Annotated in this window: 17 protein-coding genes; 10 read left to right on the top strand and 7 right to left on the bottom strand. The window is 64.2% G+C overall.

Annotated features, from left to right (window positions below; all coding sequences use genetic code 11):
- Positions 1-60: 60 nt before the first annotated feature.
- On the top strand, positions 61-1827 hold the full coding sequence (gene arsA, locus AC07Y0_RS01910) for an arsenical pump-driving ATPase (RefSeq protein ID WP_498674007.1): 1767 nt from the start codon (positions 61-63) through the stop codon (positions 1825-1827).
- Positions 1828-1866: 39 nt separating this feature from the next.
- Here arsA and AC07Y0_RS01905 read toward each other — a convergent pair whose 3' ends face one another.
- The gene (locus tag AC07Y0_RS01905; RefSeq protein ID WP_498674005.1) at positions 1867-2757 is read right to left on the bottom strand and encodes a DMT family transporter; all 891 of its coding nucleotides are present in this window, start codon (positions 2755-2757) and stop codon (positions 1867-1869) included.
- 197 nt (positions 2758-2954) lie between these two features.
- Between AC07Y0_RS01905 and AC07Y0_RS01900 the strand changes: the two genes are divergently transcribed.
- Positions 2955-3863 carry a LysR family transcriptional regulator gene (locus AC07Y0_RS01900; RefSeq protein WP_498674004.1) on the top strand — a complete coding sequence of 303 codons (909 nt, stop codon included), beginning with the start codon at positions 2955-2957 and terminating at the stop codon, positions 3861-3863.
- A 4-nt stretch (positions 3864-3867) separates the two neighbouring features.
- Here the strand turns inward: AC07Y0_RS01900 and AC07Y0_RS01895 are convergent, their stop codons facing one another.
- Entirely contained in the window at positions 3868-4635 is a 768-nt protein-coding gene (locus tag AC07Y0_RS01895; protein WP_498674003.1) for a DUF4145 domain-containing protein, read from the bottom strand.
- Positions 4636-4907: 272 nt separating this feature from the next.
- On the opposite strand from AC07Y0_RS01895, the gene AC07Y0_RS01890 reads away from it, so the two are divergent.
- From AC07Y0_RS01890 to AC07Y0_RS01865, 6 genes are all read left to right on the top strand, one after another.
- Entirely contained in the window at positions 4908-6065 is a 1158-nt protein-coding gene (locus tag AC07Y0_RS01890) for an ABC transporter substrate-binding protein (RefSeq protein ID WP_454747045.1), read from the top strand.
- A gap of 198 nt (positions 6066-6263) precedes the next feature.
- On the top strand, positions 6264-7253 hold the full coding sequence (locus AC07Y0_RS01885) for an ABC transporter ATP-binding protein (protein WP_498673999.1): 990 nt from the start codon (positions 6264-6266) through the stop codon (positions 7251-7253).
- Positions 7250-8200 carry an ABC transporter permease gene (locus tag AC07Y0_RS01880; protein ID WP_498673995.1) on the top strand — a complete coding sequence of 317 codons (951 nt, stop codon included), beginning with the start codon at positions 7250-7252 and terminating at the stop codon, positions 8198-8200. Before AC07Y0_RS01885 ends, AC07Y0_RS01880 begins: the two co-directional genes overlap by 4 nt.
- Positions 8190-9002: an ABC transporter permease gene (locus tag AC07Y0_RS01875; protein ID WP_498673990.1), complete on the top strand. Its 813-nt coding sequence runs from the start codon at positions 8190-8192 to the stop codon at positions 9000-9002. Before AC07Y0_RS01880 ends, AC07Y0_RS01875 begins: the two co-directional genes overlap by 11 nt.
- Positions 9003-9038: 36 nt before the next feature.
- Positions 9039-10463 (top strand): gamma-aminobutyraldehyde dehydrogenase, encoded by a 1425-nt coding sequence (locus tag AC07Y0_RS01870; RefSeq protein ID WP_498673989.1) that lies wholly within the window; start codon positions 9039-9041, stop codon positions 10461-10463.
- Positions 10464-10954: 491 nt separating this feature from the next.
- Positions 10955-11626, top strand: coding sequence for an SH3 domain-containing protein (locus AC07Y0_RS01865; RefSeq protein ID WP_498673987.1), 672 nt, complete (start codon positions 10955-10957; stop codon positions 11624-11626).
- 156 nt (positions 11627-11782) lie between these two features.
- On the opposite strand, the gene tal is transcribed toward AC07Y0_RS01865, so the two are convergent.
- The 3 genes from tal to AC07Y0_RS01850 form a co-directional block, all read right to left on the bottom strand.
- Positions 11783-12739: a transaldolase gene (gene tal / locus AC07Y0_RS01860; RefSeq protein WP_498673985.1), complete on the bottom strand. Its 957-nt coding sequence runs from the start codon at positions 12737-12739 to the stop codon at positions 11783-11785.
- Between the two features lie 148 nt (positions 12740-12887).
- A complete protein-coding gene (locus AC07Y0_RS01855; RefSeq protein WP_498673984.1) occupies positions 12888-13778 on the bottom strand; it encodes a methylated-DNA--[protein]-cysteine S-methyltransferase in 891 nt (296 codons plus the stop codon).
- 285 nt (positions 13779-14063) lie between these two features.
- Positions 14064-14561 carry a DUF2244 domain-containing protein gene (locus tag AC07Y0_RS01850; protein WP_498673982.1) on the bottom strand — a complete coding sequence of 166 codons (498 nt, stop codon included), beginning with the start codon at positions 14559-14561 and terminating at the stop codon, positions 14064-14066.
- Between the two features lie 22 nt (positions 14562-14583).
- Here AC07Y0_RS01850 and nth point away from each other — a divergent pair, with 22 nt between their 5' ends.
- On the top strand, positions 14584-15360 hold the full coding sequence (gene nth, locus AC07Y0_RS01845; protein ID WP_498673980.1) for an endonuclease III: 777 nt from the start codon (positions 14584-14586) through the stop codon (positions 15358-15360).
- Between the two features lie 50 nt (positions 15361-15410).
- Here nth and AC07Y0_RS01840 read toward each other — a convergent pair whose 3' ends face one another.
- Positions 15411-15995 carry a TetR/AcrR family transcriptional regulator gene (locus AC07Y0_RS01840; protein WP_498673978.1) on the bottom strand — a complete coding sequence of 195 codons (585 nt, stop codon included), beginning with the start codon at positions 15993-15995 and terminating at the stop codon, positions 15411-15413.
- 85 nt (positions 15996-16080) lie between these two features.
- Here AC07Y0_RS01840 and AC07Y0_RS01835 point away from each other — a divergent pair, with 85 nt between their 5' ends.
- Positions 16081-16506 (top strand): VOC family protein, encoded by a 426-nt coding sequence (locus AC07Y0_RS01835; protein ID WP_498673976.1) that lies wholly within the window; start codon positions 16081-16083, stop codon positions 16504-16506.
- Here AC07Y0_RS01835 and AC07Y0_RS01830 read toward each other — a convergent pair whose 3' ends face one another.
- Positions 16507-17220: a sulfate transporter family protein gene (locus AC07Y0_RS01830; RefSeq protein ID WP_498673974.1), complete on the bottom strand. Its 714-nt coding sequence runs from the start codon at positions 17218-17220 to the stop codon at positions 16507-16509. It lies immediately after the preceding gene.
- Positions 17221-17252 lie beyond the last annotated feature (32 nt).

Below are 17252 nucleotides of genomic sequence, written 5' to 3'. Positions count from 1 at the left end.
AGTCGCTCCCTTTGGCAATCGTCTAGCGTGAACGTCACGCCTGAACGAGGACCAAGCCCGATGACATCCATGACGCTGCTGACGAAGCCGAACCGCCACCTGTTTTTCACCGGAAAGGGCGGCGTCGGCAAGACCTCGATCAGTTGCGCCACCGCGATCACGCTGGCCGACAAGGGACTGAAGGTTCTGCTGGTCAGCACCGACCCGGCCTCCAATCTCGACGAGATGCTTGGCGTGGCGCTCGGCAGCGATCCGACTCCTGTGCCGGGCGTGTCCGGCCTCTTCGCCATGAACATCGACCCGGAGACGGCGGCCGAGGACTACCGCGTCCGTGTGCTCGACCAGATGGGGCCGGCCGCCACCGACAAGGACAAGGCGACCGTGCGCGAACAGCTGTCCGGCGCCTGCACCACCGAGATCGCCGCCTTCGACGAGTTCGTCGGCCTGCTCGCCGACGAAAATCCGCAATTCGACCACATCATCTTCGACACAGCGCCGACCGGCCACACGCTCAGGCTCCTCAGCCTGCCCAAGGCCTGGACCGGTTTCCTCGAGGCCAACGAGCGCGGCGCCTCCTGCCTTGGACCGCATTCGGGCCTGAAGATGCAGGAAGATCGCTTCCGCGAGGCTCTCGACTGCCTGGGAGACCCGGCCCGCACCACCATCGTGCTGGTGACCCGCGCAGAGCGGGGCGCGATCCGCGAGGCGGCGCGCACGGCGGGAGAGCTGGCCGAACTCGGCCTCTCCAACCAGATGCTCGCGGTCAACGGCCGCTTCACGCCCTCCGACCCGAACGACACGGTCGCGGCCGCCTTCGCCGCGGAGCAAACGGCAGCACTCGCCGAACTGCCCGCCTCGCTCGCGTCCCTGCCGCGCGACGAGGTGCCGCTGAAATCCTTCGACATGGTCGGGCTCGAAGCCCTGCGCGCCCTCTTCGCCCCGAATGACGATCTCACCGGTTCCGGCGCTGGCGACCTGCCCGCCATCACCGACCTGCCGCGCCTTTCGGCGCTGGTCGACGATATCGCCGCGGGCGGCAAGGGCCTGGTGATGGTGATGGGCAAGGGCGGCGTCGGCAAGACGACGATCGCCGCCGCCGTGGCGGTCGGGCTTGCCGCGCGCGGCCATTCCGTGCACCTGACGACCACGGATCCGGCGGCCCACTTGTCCTTCGTCGTCGGCTCGGACGCCATGCCGGGCCTGACTGTCGACCGCATCGATCCGGAGGCGGAAACCGCGCGGTATATCGACAAGATCATGACGACCAAGGGCCGCGACCTCGACGCGGACGGCAAGGCCCTGCTGCGCGAGGATCTGGCCTCCCCCTGCACCGAGGAGGTCGCCGTCTTTCACGCCTTTTCCCGCGTCGTCGGCGAGGCACGCAGCAGCTTCGTCGTCATCGACACGGCGCCGACCGGCCATACCCTGCTGCTGCTCGACGCGACCGGCGCCTATCACCGCCAGATGACGCGGCATCTCGACGAAAACGCCCCCGGCCGCATGGTGACTCCGCTGATGCGCCTGCAGGATCCGACCTATACGCGCGTCCTGCTCGTCACCCTGCCGGAAACGACGCCGGTCTCCGAAGCCGGAGCGCTGCAGGAGGATCTGCGCCGCGCCAGGATCGAGCCCTATGGCTGGGTGGTCAACAAGTCGATGGCGATCACCGGCACGCGCGACCCTTTGCTACGCGCCCGGATCAAGGGCGAGGCCGCCCAGATCGAGCGGGTGAAACGCGATTTCGCCAGCCGCGTCTACGGCCTGGATTTCCGCTCGGTCGCACCCGTCGGGCTGACCGAACTACGCAAGATCGCCGACTCGGCGTGAAGGCATGGCTGGCGCTGCGTTTCCGAACGGTCTCTGCGCTCATTTTTCCGGCTGAACCGCCGCATTGCGCCTTGCCAGCACGTTCTCCCGCCAGACGGTGAACAGGCCGGCGCCGACGACGATCGCCGCGCCGATCACCATATTGGCCCGCAGCACCTCGCCGAAGACCAGGACGGCAATGCCCGAGGCCAGCACGAGCTGCAGATAGGTGATCGGCTGGACCGCCACGGCGTCGAGATTGTCATAGGCCTTGATCAGCAGATAGTGACCGGCGATGCCGGTGCAGCAGAGCAGGATCATCCATTTCCAGTCGGCCGGCGAAATCTCGGTCCAGAAGAATGGACCGGCAATCGAGAGTGCCACCGCACCGACCGTGCCGATATAGAAGAAGCTCGTCATCGGCCCGTCCACGCGGCTGACCAGCCGCGTCATCAATCCGTAGAACGCGCCGATCACGGCAGTCGAGATCGGCAAGATCACCAGCGGGCTGAACTGGTCGCCGCTCGGCGACAGGATCAGCAGAACGCCGCACAGGCCGACCCCGATCGCCGTCCAGCGCCGCCAGCCGACCTTCTCGCCGAGGATCGGCACCGACAGCAGCGCGACGATCAGCGGCCCCGAGGCGAAGATCGCCTGCGACTGGGCAAGCCCGACCTTGGCGAAGGCGGTGATGGCGATCGGAATCTGCAGGGCCAGCAGCAGGCCGCGGGCGATCTGCAGGACCGGGCGCTTGGTGGCGACCGCCGCCCTCAGCCCGCCACGTGCGCGCATGGCGAACAGGATGGCGAAGACCGCAAACGCCCAATAGCGGAACATCGCCACCAGCACCGGCGGATAAGCCATGCCGAGATGCTTGGACACTGCGTCCTGCACCGAGAATATGGTGAAGGCGATGATGGCGAAGGCGTAGCCGAGCGGCGTGGATTTCATGAAACCGGCTGACCTGGGACGGGCGGAAACGGGGGCGCCACAGGGAAAGCGGCGAATCGATCGTATACGTCTCTTGTCATTTGCAAAGTCGGAACTTTGCACAGCTGCCCTGCGACAAATGAAGCCGAAGGGCGTCTGGGCCAGCCGCAAACTGCTGCCGCTTGCCCTTGCGCCGCCGCCCATGCTCTAACGGCGCCATGGCCTTCACGCTTCGCCAGTTGCAGTATTTCATCGCCGTCGCCGAGCAGGGCTCCGTGACGCGGGCGGCGCAGAACCTGTCGATTTCGCAGTCCTCGGTCACCGAGGCGATCAAGGAACTTGAGGGCGATCTCGGCGTCGAGCTGTTCGAGCGTCATCCGCGCGGCCTGTCGATCACCCATAACGGACACCAGTTCCTGCGCCATGCCACGAAGATCCTGGGCACCGTCTCCGACGCGCGCAACGCCTTTTCCGAGACGCAGGAGAACACCGGCGGCACGCTCAATATCGGCGTCACCTCGCTGGTCGCCGGCTACGTGCTCTCCGACCTGCTCGCCCGCTATCGCCGCGCCTGCCCCGGCGTCGAGGTCTCGGCCATCGAGGACAACGGCTCCTATCTCGAGCACCTGCTGATCGGCGGCGAACTCGATGTGGCCGTCATGGTCATTTCCAACCTGCGCGACCGCCTTGCGCTGCAGGCCGAGATCCTCGAAACCTCGCCCTACCGCCTGTGGCTGCCCATGGGCCATCCGCTCGTCTCCGCCGACATCATCTCGATCGCCGACATCGCCCGCGAACCGCTGATCATGCTGACCGTCGACGAAATCGAGGAAAACACCGGCAAGCTCCTCTCGGCGCTCGGCGCCCGCCCGCACGTCGCCTTCCGCACCCGCTCGGTGGAGGCGGTGCGCAGCCTGGTGGCGACCGGCGCTGGCGTGGCGCTCCTGCCCGACCTCGTCTATCGCCCGTGGTCGCTGGAAGGCGACCGCATCGAAAGCCGCGACGTCTCCGGCGCCCTACCGGTCGTCCAGGTCGGCATGGTCTGGCGCAAGGGCTCGAGCCTGCCCCAATCGGCCCGCGATTTCGTCGGCATCGCCGAGGCGCTCAGAAGCGGGCGGGGACGGTAAGAAGCTAATTTCCTCGAATTGGTGGTTTGCCTCTGCGGCTAATGATAGCGTCCGCCTTGGCTTCCAGTTTCATCCGTCGTTCGTCAACCAACTCAACCAAAATATCCTCTAACAACTCGTAGCAGTCCAGAACGTCGTCGAAATCGGCCTGACCCTCATGGCTACCGACATTTCCTACGTACCGTAGCGCGTTAAGCGCCTTTTCGTGTCCTGGTTTTGACTTTCCAAGGATTTCGATTCTGTCGAACAAGTCCAAGCGAGCGTTTTTCCTTCGACCCTTCTCACCTTCACGCTCAATACCGAGCTGATCGAGAAGCAATTCTACGACGATCCGCAGACGGTTTGCGCAGGCACCCGGATCAGACCACAGAAGTCCGAACGAGAGCTTGATCTGCTTAACTGCTTCAGCCCTCAACTTCCGGGGAATATTAATTATAGGCGGCGGCGGATGCATTATCTGCGGCGAGTAAGTCCTATCCGTAAACGCTACATCTTCCTGTGTAGTCTCATCATATTGATGAAATTCTCGCTCCCAGTAGTCTCCCGCGACGACGACTAGCTCCCCGCAAAAAGTTGCATTGCACTTCAGAAAACCGGAAAAGCGTCCCTGCTCCCATTCACCTTCCAAACCCTGTTCGATGCCTTGTGCCATATATTTCGGCACCACTCTGATGAAATCTTTTGCCACCATGCTGAGATTGCTTTTTCGGCACCTGGGACATGGGAAGCCTGAGAACGAGCTAAGGCTACGCTTCCAAATTTTCCGCTCCACGAGTTCCTCACTAGGCAGATTCAACCGACGTCTCAGACAGGTAGATTTAAGGTGATTTCACTGATTTGCCAGCCTGTCTCCCCCCAAGGAAATACCCTACAAAGACCACACACTCTTATACATGCCAAACCCGCCACTCGCCCCGTCGACCATTCGGAAAAACCGATAGCGACTTTCTGACAAATGAATTTGCGAATGCGGCGGTTTCGCGTCACCTTCATCGTCGGGAACAAGCGCCGCGACAAGGCGGCCCCCAACCGGGAGAAATCGCTATGAAAAAGTTATTGCAGTCCTGCACCGCAATCATTGCCGTTGCCAGCTTCGCCACCAATGCCGTCGCCCAGGAACCGCTGAAGGAACTCGGCAAGGGTGAAGGCGCGCTCTCCATCGTCGCCTGGGCCGGTTATATCGAGCGCGGCGAAACCGACAAGAATTACGACTGGGTTACCAAGTTCGAGGCCGATACCGGCTGCAAGGTCACCGTCAAGACCGCCGCGACCTCGGACGAAATGGTCGCCCTGATGAACGAAGGCGGCTTCGACCTCGTCACCGCCTCGGGCGACGCGTCGCTCCGCCTCGTCGCCGGCAAGCGCGTCCAGCCGATCAACACCGACCTCATCCCGTCCTGGAAGACCATCGACGAGCGCCTGCAGAACGCGCCCTGGCACACCAAGGACGGCGTCCACTACGGCACGCCCTATGTCTGGGGCCCGAACGTGCTGATGTACAACACCGAAGCCTTCAAGGAAGCGCCGACCAGCTGGAAGGTCGTCTTCGAGGAAATGACGCTCGCCGACGGCAAGTCCAACAAGGGCCGCGTCCAGGCCTATGACGGCCCGATCTATGTCGCCGACGCAGCCCTCTACCTGATGAAGCACAAGCCGGAACTCGGCATCAAGGACCCCTACGAGCTGAACGAGGACCAGTACAAGGCGGCCCTCGATTTGCTCCGCGTCCAGCGCACGCTGGTCGGCCGCTACTGGCACGACGCCATGATCCAGATCGACGACTTCAAGAACGAAGGCGTCGTGGCCTCCGGTTCCTGGCCCTTCCAGGTCAACCTGATGAAGGCCGAAGGCGCCAAGATCGCCTCCACCTTCCCGGAAGAAGGGGTGACCGGCTGGGCCGACACCACCATGCTGCACGCCGACAGCGAGCACCCGAACTGCGCCTATATGTGGATGGAGCATTCGCTCTCGCCCAAGGTCCAGGGCGACGTCTCCGCATGGTTCGGCACCGTCCCCTCCGTCCCGGCCGCCTGCAAGGGCAATGAACTGCTGACCGACGAAGGCTGCGCCGCCAACGGCTACGACAACTTCGAGAAGATCAGCTTCTGGAAGACGCCGACCTCGAAGTGCGAAAGCCAGGGCGAATGCGTGCCGTATCACCGCTGGGTGTCGGACTACATCGGCGTGATCGGCGGACGCTGATCGAAGCATATGAGGGCTCTCTGCCCCTCACCCTGACCCTCTCCCCGCAGGCGGGGAGAGGGGACTTATCCCGAAATGTCGCAGCAAACGCGCGGCAATTGAAAGATCCGCAAGGCCGAAAGGTTCGGCCTTCTCCCCGCATGCGGGGAGAAGGTGCCGGCAGGCGGATGAGGGGCCGTTTCATCCATCGGAGTACCCATGACCGCAGCCGTTGAATTCACGCAGGTGTCGCGCCATTTCGGCGCCGTCAAAGCCGTCGATGCCGTCGACCTGAAGATCGCGCCCGGCGAGTTCTTCGCCATGCTCGGGCCGTCCGGCTCCGGCAAGACGACCTGCCTGCGCCTGATCGCCGGTTTCGAACAGCCGACCTCCGGCCATATCGAGATCTTCGGCGAAACGGCCGAGGGCGTGCCGCCCTATCGCCGCCACGTCAACACGGTGTTCCAGGACTACGCCCTGTTTCCGCATCTCGACATCCTCAACAACGTCGCCTACGGGCTGATGGTCAAGGGCGTGGAGAAGTCCGAACGGCTGCAGCTCGCCGAACAGGCGCTCGACCTCGTCAAGCTGCCCGGCTATGGCGCACGCAAACCCAGCCAGCTCTCCGGCGGCCAGCGCCAGCGCGTGGCGCTCGCCCGCGCTTTGGTCAACAAGCCGAAGGTGCTGCTGCTCGACGAACCGCTCGGCGCGCTCGACCTCAAGCTGCGCGAGCAGATGCAGGAAGAGCTGAAAACCCTGCAGCGCTCGCTCGGCATCACCTTCATCTTCGTCACCCACGACCAGGGTGAGGCCCTGTCCATGGCCGACCGTGTCGCCGTGTTCAACGACGGCAAGATCGTTCAGGCCGGCACGCCGGAAGAAATCTACAACCATCCGAAGACCCGCTTCGTCGCCGATTTCGTCGGCTCCTCCAATGTGATTTCGCCCGCCGACATGAAAAAGCTCGGCGGCGAGGCGAAATGGGCGAGCCTGCGCCCCGAGGCCATCCGCCTTCTCTCCAGCGGCGGCATTTCGGCGACCGTCCGCTCGCACAGCTTCCTCGGCGCCGCCACCCGCGTCACGGTAGGAGCCGGCAACATCGTCCTGTCAGTCATGGTGCCGGCGGGCCAGCCGGTGCCGGACATCGGCGCCGCGACCGGGCTCTCCTGGCAGCCGTCCGACCTGCATTACATGGACGACGCGGCATGAGCGAGGTCGCCACCACATCGATCCTGCCGGGGCGCGGCGGCGTCATGGGGCGCCTGTCGGACCTGTTCTGGCGCCGCCCCAACCTGCTGCTCGCGCTGATGCTGGTCCCGCCGCTCCTGTGGCTCGGCATCATCTATGTCGGTTCGCTGGTCGCCCTGCTGCTGCAGAGCTTCTTTTCGATCGACGAATTCTCCGGGATGATCAACTACGAGCCGACGCTCGCCACCTATGGGCAGCTGCTCAACCCGGCCAATTTCGACATCATTCTTCGCACCGTGCTGATGGCGGCGGTCGTCACGCTCGCCTCCGCCGTGCTTGCCTTCCCGATCGCCTATTATGCCGCCCGTTACGCCACCGACAAATGGAAAGCCTTCTTCTATTTGGGCGTCATGCTGCCGCTCTGGTCGAGTTATCTCGTCAAGGTCTATGCCTGGAAGCTGATCCTTGCGAAGGAAGGTATCCTCACCTGGGCCTTCGACAAGCTGCATCTGACCTGGCTGCTCGACGCCGTCCTGGCGATCCCGGTGATCGGCGGCAATTCGCTGTCGATCAGCTATATCGGCACTTTCCTGGTGTTCGTTTACGTCTGGCTGCCGTTCATGATCCTGCCGGTCCAGGCAGCGCTCGAGCGTGTTCCCGGCAACCTGATCGAGGCGTCCGGCGATCTCGGCGCCCGGCCGAACCAGACCTTCCGCCATGTGCTTCTGCCGCTGGCGCTGCCCGGCCTCATCGCCGGCTCGATCTTCACCTTCTCGCTGACGCTCGGCGACTACATCATCCCGCAGATCGTCGGCTCCTCGCGCCTGTTCATCGGCCAGGCGGTCTATGCCCAGCAGGGAACGGCCGGCAACGTACCGCTCGCCGCCGCCTTCTCGGTCGTGCCGATCGTCATCATGGGCCTTTATCTGTGGGCTGCCAAACGCATGGGGGCTTTCGATGCGCTCTGATCGATCCTCGGCCGGATGGCCCCTCAAGATCGCAGCCGCCGGCGGACTTCTGTTCCTGCACCTGCCGATCCTCTTGATCTTCGTCTACGCCTTTACCACCGAGGAAAAGAGCTTCCAGTGGCCGCCGCCGGGCTTCACCACCAAGTGGTTCGCCGTGACCTGGAACCGGCCGGACGTGTGGGAAGCGCTGGCGCTTTCGGTCAAGGTCGCCTCGATCGCCACCGCCGTTGCGCTGCTGCTCGGCACGCTGGCCGCCGCCGCCGTCTCGCGCACCAAGTTCTTCGGCCGTGAAGTGATCTCGCTGCTGGTCATCCTGCCGATCGCCCTGCCCGGCATCATCACCGGCATCGCGCTGCGCTCGGCCTTCTCGCTCGCCGACATTCCGTTTTCGATGTGGACGATCATCCTCGGCCACGCCACCTTCTGCGTCGTCGTCGTCTACAACAACGCGGTCGCCCGTTTCCGGCGCACCTCCGGCTCGCTGATCGAGGCCTCGATGGATCTCGGCGCCGACGGCTTCCAGACCTTCCGCTACGTGGTGCTGCCGAACATCGCGACGGCTCTTCTCGCCGGCGGCATGCTCGCCTTCGCGCTGTCCTTCGACGAGGTCATCGTCACGACCTTCACCGCCGGCCAGCAGTCGACGCTGCCGATCTGGATGCTCGAAGAACTGATCCGCCCGCGCCAGCGCCCGGTCACCAATGTGGTCGCCATGCTGGTGGTGATCGTCACGCTCCTGCCGATCCTCGCCGCCTATTACCTGACCCGCGATACGGACCAGATTTCCGGCAGCGGCAAATAACATCAAAGACAACTCGATACGTTGAGGGAGAACCATATGGACACGCAAATGCTGATCGGCTCGAAGTTCGAGGCCGGCACAGAAACCGAGGAAAAGGTCCTCAACCCGAAGACCGGCGAGACCATTCTCTCCCTGCCCGAGGCATCGCTTGCCCAGGTGGACGCCGCCGTCGACGCCGCCGAAAAGGCCTTCGACAGCTGGTCCGCCACCACCCCGTCGCAGCGTTCCGCCTATCTCTTGAAGATCGCCGACGCGATCGAGCAGGATGCCGCCGGCTTTGCCACGCTGGAAAGCCTCAACTGCGGCAAGCCGATCAATGCCGTCCTGAATGACGAAATCCCGGCCATCGTCGACTGCTGGCGCTTTTTCGCCGGCGCCATCCGCTCGCTGCACGCCCCGGTCGCCGGCGAATACCTGCCCGGCCACACCTCGATGATCCGCCGCGATCCGGTCGGCATCGTCGGTTCGATCGCACCGTGGAACTATCCGCTGATGATGATGGCCTGGAAGCTCGCGCCGGCGATCGCCGGCGGCAACACGGTCGTCTTCAAGCCGTCCGAACAGACCCCGCTCACCGCGCTGAAGATGGCCAAGCTGCTGGCCGACATCCTGCCGGAAGGCGTGGTCAACGTCGTGCTCGGCCGCGGCGAAAGCGTCGGCAATGCCATCATCAACCATGTCAAGGTCAACATGGTGTCGATCACCGGCGACATCGCCACCGGCAAGAAGGTGCTGGCGGCCGCCGCCAAGTCGGTCAAGCGCACCCATCTGGAACTCGGCGGCAAGGCCCCGGTCATCGTCTATGATGATGCCGACCTCGAAGCCGTCGTCGCCGGCATCCGCACCTTCGGCTTCTACAATGCCGGCCAGGACTGCACCGCCGCCTGCCGCATCTACGCCTCCGACAAGATCTACGACAACTTCGTCGCCGACCTTGCCTCGGCCGTCTCGACGCTGAAGTTCAACCAGGCCGACGACACCGAAAACGAGATCGGCCCGCTGATCTCCAAACGCCAGCGCGACCGCGTCGAAAGCTTCGTCACCCGCGCCTCCGAGCACAGCCACATGGAGGTCGTCACCGGCGGCAAGGTATCGGGCGAAAAGGGCTTCTTCTACGCACCGACCGTCATCGCCGGCGCGCTGCAGGACGACGAGATCGTGCGCCGCGAAGTCTTCGGCCCGGTCGTCTCGGTCACCCGCTTCTCGGACACCGACGATGCGATCGCCTGGGCGAACGACAGCGACTACGGCCTTGCCTCCTCGGTCTGGACCAAGGACATCTCCCGCGCCATGAAGACCGCCGCCCGCCTGCGCTACGGTTGCACCTGGATCAACACCCACTTCATGCTGTGCAACGAGATGCCGCATGGCGGCCTGAAACAGTCCGGCTACGGCAAGGACATGTCGGTCTACGCGCTGGAGGACTACACCGCCGTCCGCCACGTGATGATCGCGCACTGAGCACCGCTCGCGGATAGGAGACAAAACCGGCGTGGCGAACCGCCACGCCCGAGCCTGCTGGACGATTGCACCAGCATCTCAGCCGCAGGTTCGCAGGAAACGACGCCCCTCGTCTGTGAATCCCTCTTCTCCCCGTCGGGGAGAAGTGCCGAGCGAATGCGAGGCGATGAGGGGGCGGGGCGGCACAGCGGGTATGGCCAGAGCTTCGCTCCCCCTCATCCGGCGCTACGCGCCACCTTCTCCCCGATGGGGAGAAGCGGCCCCGAAACCGCTCGCACCCCGCTGGATGGCCCCTCCACGTCTCTCTACGAAAACTCCGCCAACATCCGGCCGCGCCGCCCGTAGCGCCAGTGTCGAAACGCACAGCCAACGCGCCCCTCCGGTACGCACTGCTTGCCCCGCACGCGACAGCCCCCGTTTACCTTCGCCTGAGATAATCTGGCGACATAACGGCCGCTGTACTATCGTCGCCGCAAATCATGGAGAACCGCATGCGCCGCATCCTGCCCGTCCTGATCGCCCTGGCGACCTTGTCCTGGTCCGCCATCGCGCCGGCACAGGAACCGCTGGTCATCCCGGCGCCGAATCTCGGCGGCAATCCTTCGGACGATGCGGCGATCTGGCATGTCTACGGGCTGATCCCCGGCGATGTTCTGAACATCCGCTCCGGTGCCGGCCCGGCCTTTCGGGTGATCGGCGCGCTGCAGGAAGGCCAGCCGGTGCGCAATCTCGGCTGCCGCGAACGCGACGGCGGCTTCTGGTGCCGGATTTCCACCTATGACCGGCCGAGCATCAGCGGCTGGGTCAACGGTCGCTACATTACCGACGAATGGGTGCCGCCGGCCGGCGCGCTGCCTGAAGACGATGAGGACCGGGTCATTCCAGGAACCGCCTATCACGCCACCGGCACGATCCGCTGCCAGATGCCGGGCGACGCCCGCATCGGCGCCTGCGCCTTCGGCATCGTCCGCAACGGCCCCTTCGCCGAAATCGACCTGACCTTCGCCAACGGCTATACCCGCGCGCTCACCTACCGCGCCGGCCGCTTTTCCGCCAAGGACGGCGCAGAGGTCCGCAGCCACAAACAGGGCGGCGTCGCCGTCGTCACCGTCAACGGCGAGGAGACGTTCCACATTCCCGACGATGTCGTGATGGGGTGGTGAGGACGATCCCGCCCACGGAGAAATGCCCCTCACCCTGACCCTCTCCCCGCAAGCGGGGAGAGGGAATGGCCGCGGCCGCGCCGATTATCCCTTCTCCCCGTTCACGGGGAGAAGGTGCCGGCAGGCGGATGAGGGGCCGTTCTTGAAAACGGACCCTTAAGCCGCCAGCGCCTTGGCGATCTGTGCGCGCAGGGTGCCGAGGTCCTTGGCAAAACCGCGAATGCCTTCGGCGAGTTTTTCGGTCGCCATGGCATCCTCGTTCATCGCCCAGCGGAAGGCCCTCTCGTCGAGTGAGGCGCGCGGCTCGGCCTTGACGCTGTCCGGCGATAGCACGCGCGGCAGGTCGCCAGTCGCGGCGTCGAGTTCGTCGAGCAGCTGCGGGCTGATCGTCAGGCGGTCGCAGCCGGCCAGCGCTTCGATCTCGCCGGCATTGCGGAACGAGGCGCCCATGACGATCGTCTTGATGCCGTTCGACTTGTAGTAGTTGTAGATCGAGCGCACCGAGAGCACGCCCGGATCGGTCTCCGACGTGTAGTTCTCGCCGGTTGACTTCTTGTACCAGTCGAGGATACGGCCGACGAAGGGCGAGATGAGGAAGACATTGGCGTCGGCGCAGGCGATCGCCTGGGCCTTGGAGAAGAGAAGCGTCAGGTTGCAGTCGATGCCTTCGCCCTGCAGCACTTCGGCGGCGCGGATGCCCTCCCAAGTCGAGGCGAGCTTGATCAGGATGCGGTCGCGCTCAATGCCGCGCTCCTTGTAGGCGGCGATGATCTGGTGCGCCTTGGCGATCGACGCCTTGGTGTCGAAGGAAAGGTCGGCATCGACCTCCGTCGACACGCGGCCCGGTACGAGGCCGGCCAGCGCTGCGCCGACGGAAACGGCCAGCCGATCGGCGATGGCCTCGACCACGGCCTCGTCCGCGCCACCCTTGGCCTTGCCCCAGGTGATCGCTTCCTTGAAGGCGTCGGCAAAGGCGTCCGTGCCAAGCGCCTTCAGAACGATCGAGGGATTGGTCGTGCAGTCCACCGGCTTCAGGCGCGCGACGGCTTCGATGTCACCGGTGTCGGCGACCACGGTGGTCATGGCGCGAAGCTGTACGAGTTTGGAGGTCATGATCGTTATCCCTGTTCTTCGAAGCGGCCCGGTTGTGGAAAGGGTCGGGGCCGAAAAATTCGTGCCGACTATCACCAGCGGAAGATGGCAAAGTCAAGAATGCGGGAAAACGATTCTAATCGATTAATTGATCCATCAGCCTTAACGCTCAGCCGCAGATTTTTCCTGCCTCCCAGCCGAGCATGGCGCGCTTGCGCGTCAGACCCCAGTGATAGCCGGTGAGCGCGCCGCTCTTGCCGAGCGCGCGGTGGCACGGCACCACGAAGGAAATCGGATTGCGGCCGACCGCCGCACCGACCGCCCGGTTCGCCGTCGGCTGGCCGATCCTTGCGGCGATGTCGGAATAGGTGACCGCCTTGCCGAGCGGGATTTCCAAGAGGCTCTCCCACACCCGGACCTGGAAATCCGTGCCGATCAGCACGACGCGCAGCGGCTGTTCGCCGGACCATTTCTCGGGGTCGAAGATCCGGCCCGCATAGGGCGCGGTCGCGGCCTGGTCGGCGACATAGTTGGCCTGCGGCCAGCGCTCCGCCATGTCGTCGAAGCAGGCGGCCTCGCCGCCCGGGTCGGCGAAGGCTAGCCCCGCCAGCCCCCGCTCGGTCACCATCACCAGCGCCAGCCCAAAGGGCGAGGGATGAAAGCCGTAGCGTATGGTGAGCCCTGCCCCGCGCGCCTTCCATTCGCCCGGCGACATGGCCTCGTGCGTGACGAAGAGATCGTGAAGCCGGCCGGGGCCTGACAGGCCGAGCTCGATCGAGGTTTCCAGTAGCGGCATACCTTCCCGGCCGAGCAGCCGCTTGGCGTGGTCGAGCGTCACCGCCTGCAGGAAACCCTTCGGCGTGAGGCCCGCCCAGCGGGTGAAGGTCTTCTGCAGCTGGCTCGGCGATTGCCCGAGCCGCGCCGCCATCACCTCCAGCGACGGCTGCGCCTGGTAGTCGAGCGTCAGCATCTCGATCACCCGGCGCACGGTCTCGTAATCCGAGCCCTCGGGCGTGATGTCGGTGGTCGTCGAAAGGTCGATCTGTTGAGCAAGGGTCATGGCTTAATCCTCATTTATGACCCGACTTCACCACGCGCAAGGCCGACGCGCCACCCGTTTCTGGCCGGATCCGACGATGATGGACGACTTCGAGCACAAGGCAATTCTTCGCCGGGACGGACCAGGGTCGAGGCGTGTGTTCTGCCCCTCACCCTGCCCCTCTCCCCGTAAACGGGGAGAGGGGACGGCCACGGCGGTGCCGCATGGTCCTTCTCCCCGCCTGCGGGGAGAAGGTGCCGGCAGGCGGATGAGGGGCTGTCACCGCCGCCCCACGAAATGTTCGCATCAGATCCGCTGCTTGGCCGTCGCCAGCGCACCCTTGAACGCCCGGGCGAAGCTCTCCCGGTCGTCGGGATTGAGAAACGAGCCGATCTCGGTGCGCTGCCCCTGCCCCGTCACCTGCATCGAGACGATGCCGATCTCGTCGTGGCGCTTGACGAAGAAGCGGGCCCAGAAAGGATTGTACCAATGCTCGGTCATCCGCCCCGAAGGCGTGAACTTTCGGATCGCGAGATCGGTGCGCGAGACATAGACCTCCTCGCGGGCGCGGCCGGATCGGTAGTTCAGCCAGAAGGCGCCGTAGAGCAGCAGGAAATCGAGGCCGAAGAACAGGCCGATCGGCCAGGCACCGGTCGCCATGAAGAACACGGCATGCACGGCACAGACCGCGCCGGTCATCATCAGCAGGATGCGGAAGCCCTTCCGGCCGAGCGAGCGATGGGGCACAAGTTCGGCAGCGAATATCGGCTGCTCCGCGACGGGGTTCACATTGCCTTTGGTCATTGGGGCCGACTATAGATTGTCCATGACGAGTCCGATGAAGAAATCCAGCACCCAAACCTTGAAAAAGTCAAATCCCGGAGGCGTGGAGCGCAAGCCCCTGGTCCGTTCGGCCTATTCGAAGGCGGAATTGGAAGAGATCTTCCGCCGCTTCTCGATCCAGCGGCCTGAGCCCAAGGGCGAACTGGAACACGTCAATCCGTTCACTCTCGTCGTTGCCGTCGCGCTGTCCGCCCAGGCAACCGATGCCGGCGTCAACAAGGCCACACGCGCCCTGTTCAAGGTGGCCGACACGCCGCAGAAGATGCTCGACCTCGGCGAGGAAAAGGTCCGGGACTACATCAAGACGATCGGCCTTTACCGCAACAAGGCGAAGAACGTCATCGCGCTCTCGCAGCGCCTGGTCGACGTCTATTGCGGCGAGGTGCCAAAGACCCGCGAGGAGTTGGTGACGCTGCCCGGCGTCGGCCGCAAGACCGCGAACGTCGTCATGTCCATGGCCTTCGGCATCCCGACGATTGCCGTGGACACGCATATCTTCCGCATCGCCAACCGCATCCGCCTCGCCCCCGGCAAAACGCCGGACGAGATCGAGGACAAGCTGATGCGGATCATCCCCAGGCAATATCTCTTCCACACCCATCACTGGCTCATCCTGCACGGGCGCTACTGCTGCAAGGCGCGCAAGCCGGAATGCGAGCGTTGCATCATTGCCGACATCTGCAAGTCGCCGGAAAAGACCTGCGACGTGCCGGCGCCGCTGGTGGAACTGCCGCCGCAGATGATCGGCGCCGCCGACTGAGCAAGATCGATGGTGCCGTCCGCAATCGCAGTGGAGACTGCGCGGCTGCATCAACGTCGTGCTTGCGCGAGGCCGTCGACAAGAGTTCGGATCGCGTTCTCGTATTCGCTTCGCCGCCCCCCTGCCTCGATCGCAAGGGCGGCACGGTCAAAGGCTGCAGAGAGTAGATCGGTCAGCGCGTCGAGACCCTCGAGGGAAGCTCCGGCCTCTTCGAGATGAGCCTTCAGCCCCTCGCGCAAGCGACCTTCGGCGTGTTCAGCATCTATTTTCGACACCTTGGCTGTTCCAAGCCCGGCAGGCCCGTCAAGCAAAAGCAGCCGCGTCCGCCCGGGTTCACGCATGGTGTCGAAATAGGCCTTGGCGCCCGAAAGCAAAGCTTCGCGGGCAGACGTGGCCTCACCGGATTGCGCCTCGATGGCAGCGGAAACCGCCTCTGCCTCGGCAGCAAGGACCGCTTCGAACAAGGCCCTCTTGTCGTCGAAGTGATGATAGAGCGCGCCGCGCGTGACACCCGCGGCCGCGACAATGTCGTGTGTCGCGGTGTCGGCAAATCCCCTTTCCGCGAACAGCCGCCGGGCTGCGGCAATCAGCGCCTGCCGCGTCTGCTCCATTCCCTCTCGGGTATTTTTCGCCATGGACTCTCTTTACGTGCAAGGTGAATGTATGATAGGGATCACGATACATTCATACTGTATGTTAAATTCGATCGGAGCGAAAGCCATGAAAACGACAAGCTACTATCCGGTGATCATGACCGATCGCGTCGCCGAGACTGCCGGCTTCTATTGCCGACATTTCCGCTTCGCGACTCTCTTTGAGAGCGACTGGTATGTACACCTGCAGTCGACCGAGGACGAAAAGGTCGCGCTTGCGATCCTCGATGCTTCCCACGAAACTGTGCCGGAGAAGGCCCGCACGGGCGTGGCCGGCCTCATCCTGAACTTCGAGGTCGAGGACCCGGATGGCTTGTACGAGACCTGCCAGAACGCCGGCCTGCCGATCCTGAAGGAAATGACGGACGAAGATTTCGGCCAGCGCCACTTCATCACCGCCGACCCCAACGGGGTTCTGATCGACATCATCAAGCCGATCCCGCCGAGCGCCGAGTTCGCGGCAATGTACGATACGGTGGCCCTGCCGTCCTGATCAGACGGGTAGGACACCGTCCCGTGCCGACAGCAGCTTGTGCAGGTGCACCATCAGGCCCGCGGCAAACAGCGGGGTCAGCAGATTGAGGATCGGGATCGCCAGGAAGGCGGAGATCACCAGACCGGCTGCGAAGACGGTGCCGGAATGGCGTGAGCGAAACAGCCGCGCCTCGTCCGGCGAACGGAAGCGCATGGCGGCGAATTCGAAGAATTCCCGGCCGAGCAGATAGCCGTTGACGAGGAAGAAGGCGACGATGTTGATCCCGGGCACCAGCAGCAGCATCAAGGCGATGATATTGCCGACGAGCACGATGCCGAAGAACTTCAGCGAGGAGAGCATGGCCGCGCCGATCGGCATGGCCGTGCCCGGTCGATCGGCCGGATAGTCGCGCGTCTCGATCACCTCGGCCACGTCGTCGAGAAACAGGCCGGCAATGATCGCCGTGACGGAAGAAAGAAGCAGCGCGAGCGCCAGCGCCAGGCCGATGCTGGCGAAAATGCCGAAGATGAAGGTCAGCCACCCGGCCCATTCCGGCATGCCGGGCATCAGCGCATCGACCCAGGGCATGGCATAGGCGACGAAGGTCTCGCGAAGCGCGAACCACAAGCCGGCGAGCACCAGCAGCGTCAGCCCGATCACCTTCCAGAAGACAGACCGGGTCTCTGGAGCGAAAAGATTGCGCAGGGCCAATCCTGCAGCGTCAAGGATCATCCGGAGCCTCCATCGATGTCGCACCCATGTAG

This window comes from Allorhizobium sp. GW101-3B10, assembly GCF_059424725.1.
Note: the sequence above shows the minus strand (reverse complement) of the source record. Positions and strands in the feature narration are given on the sequence as shown.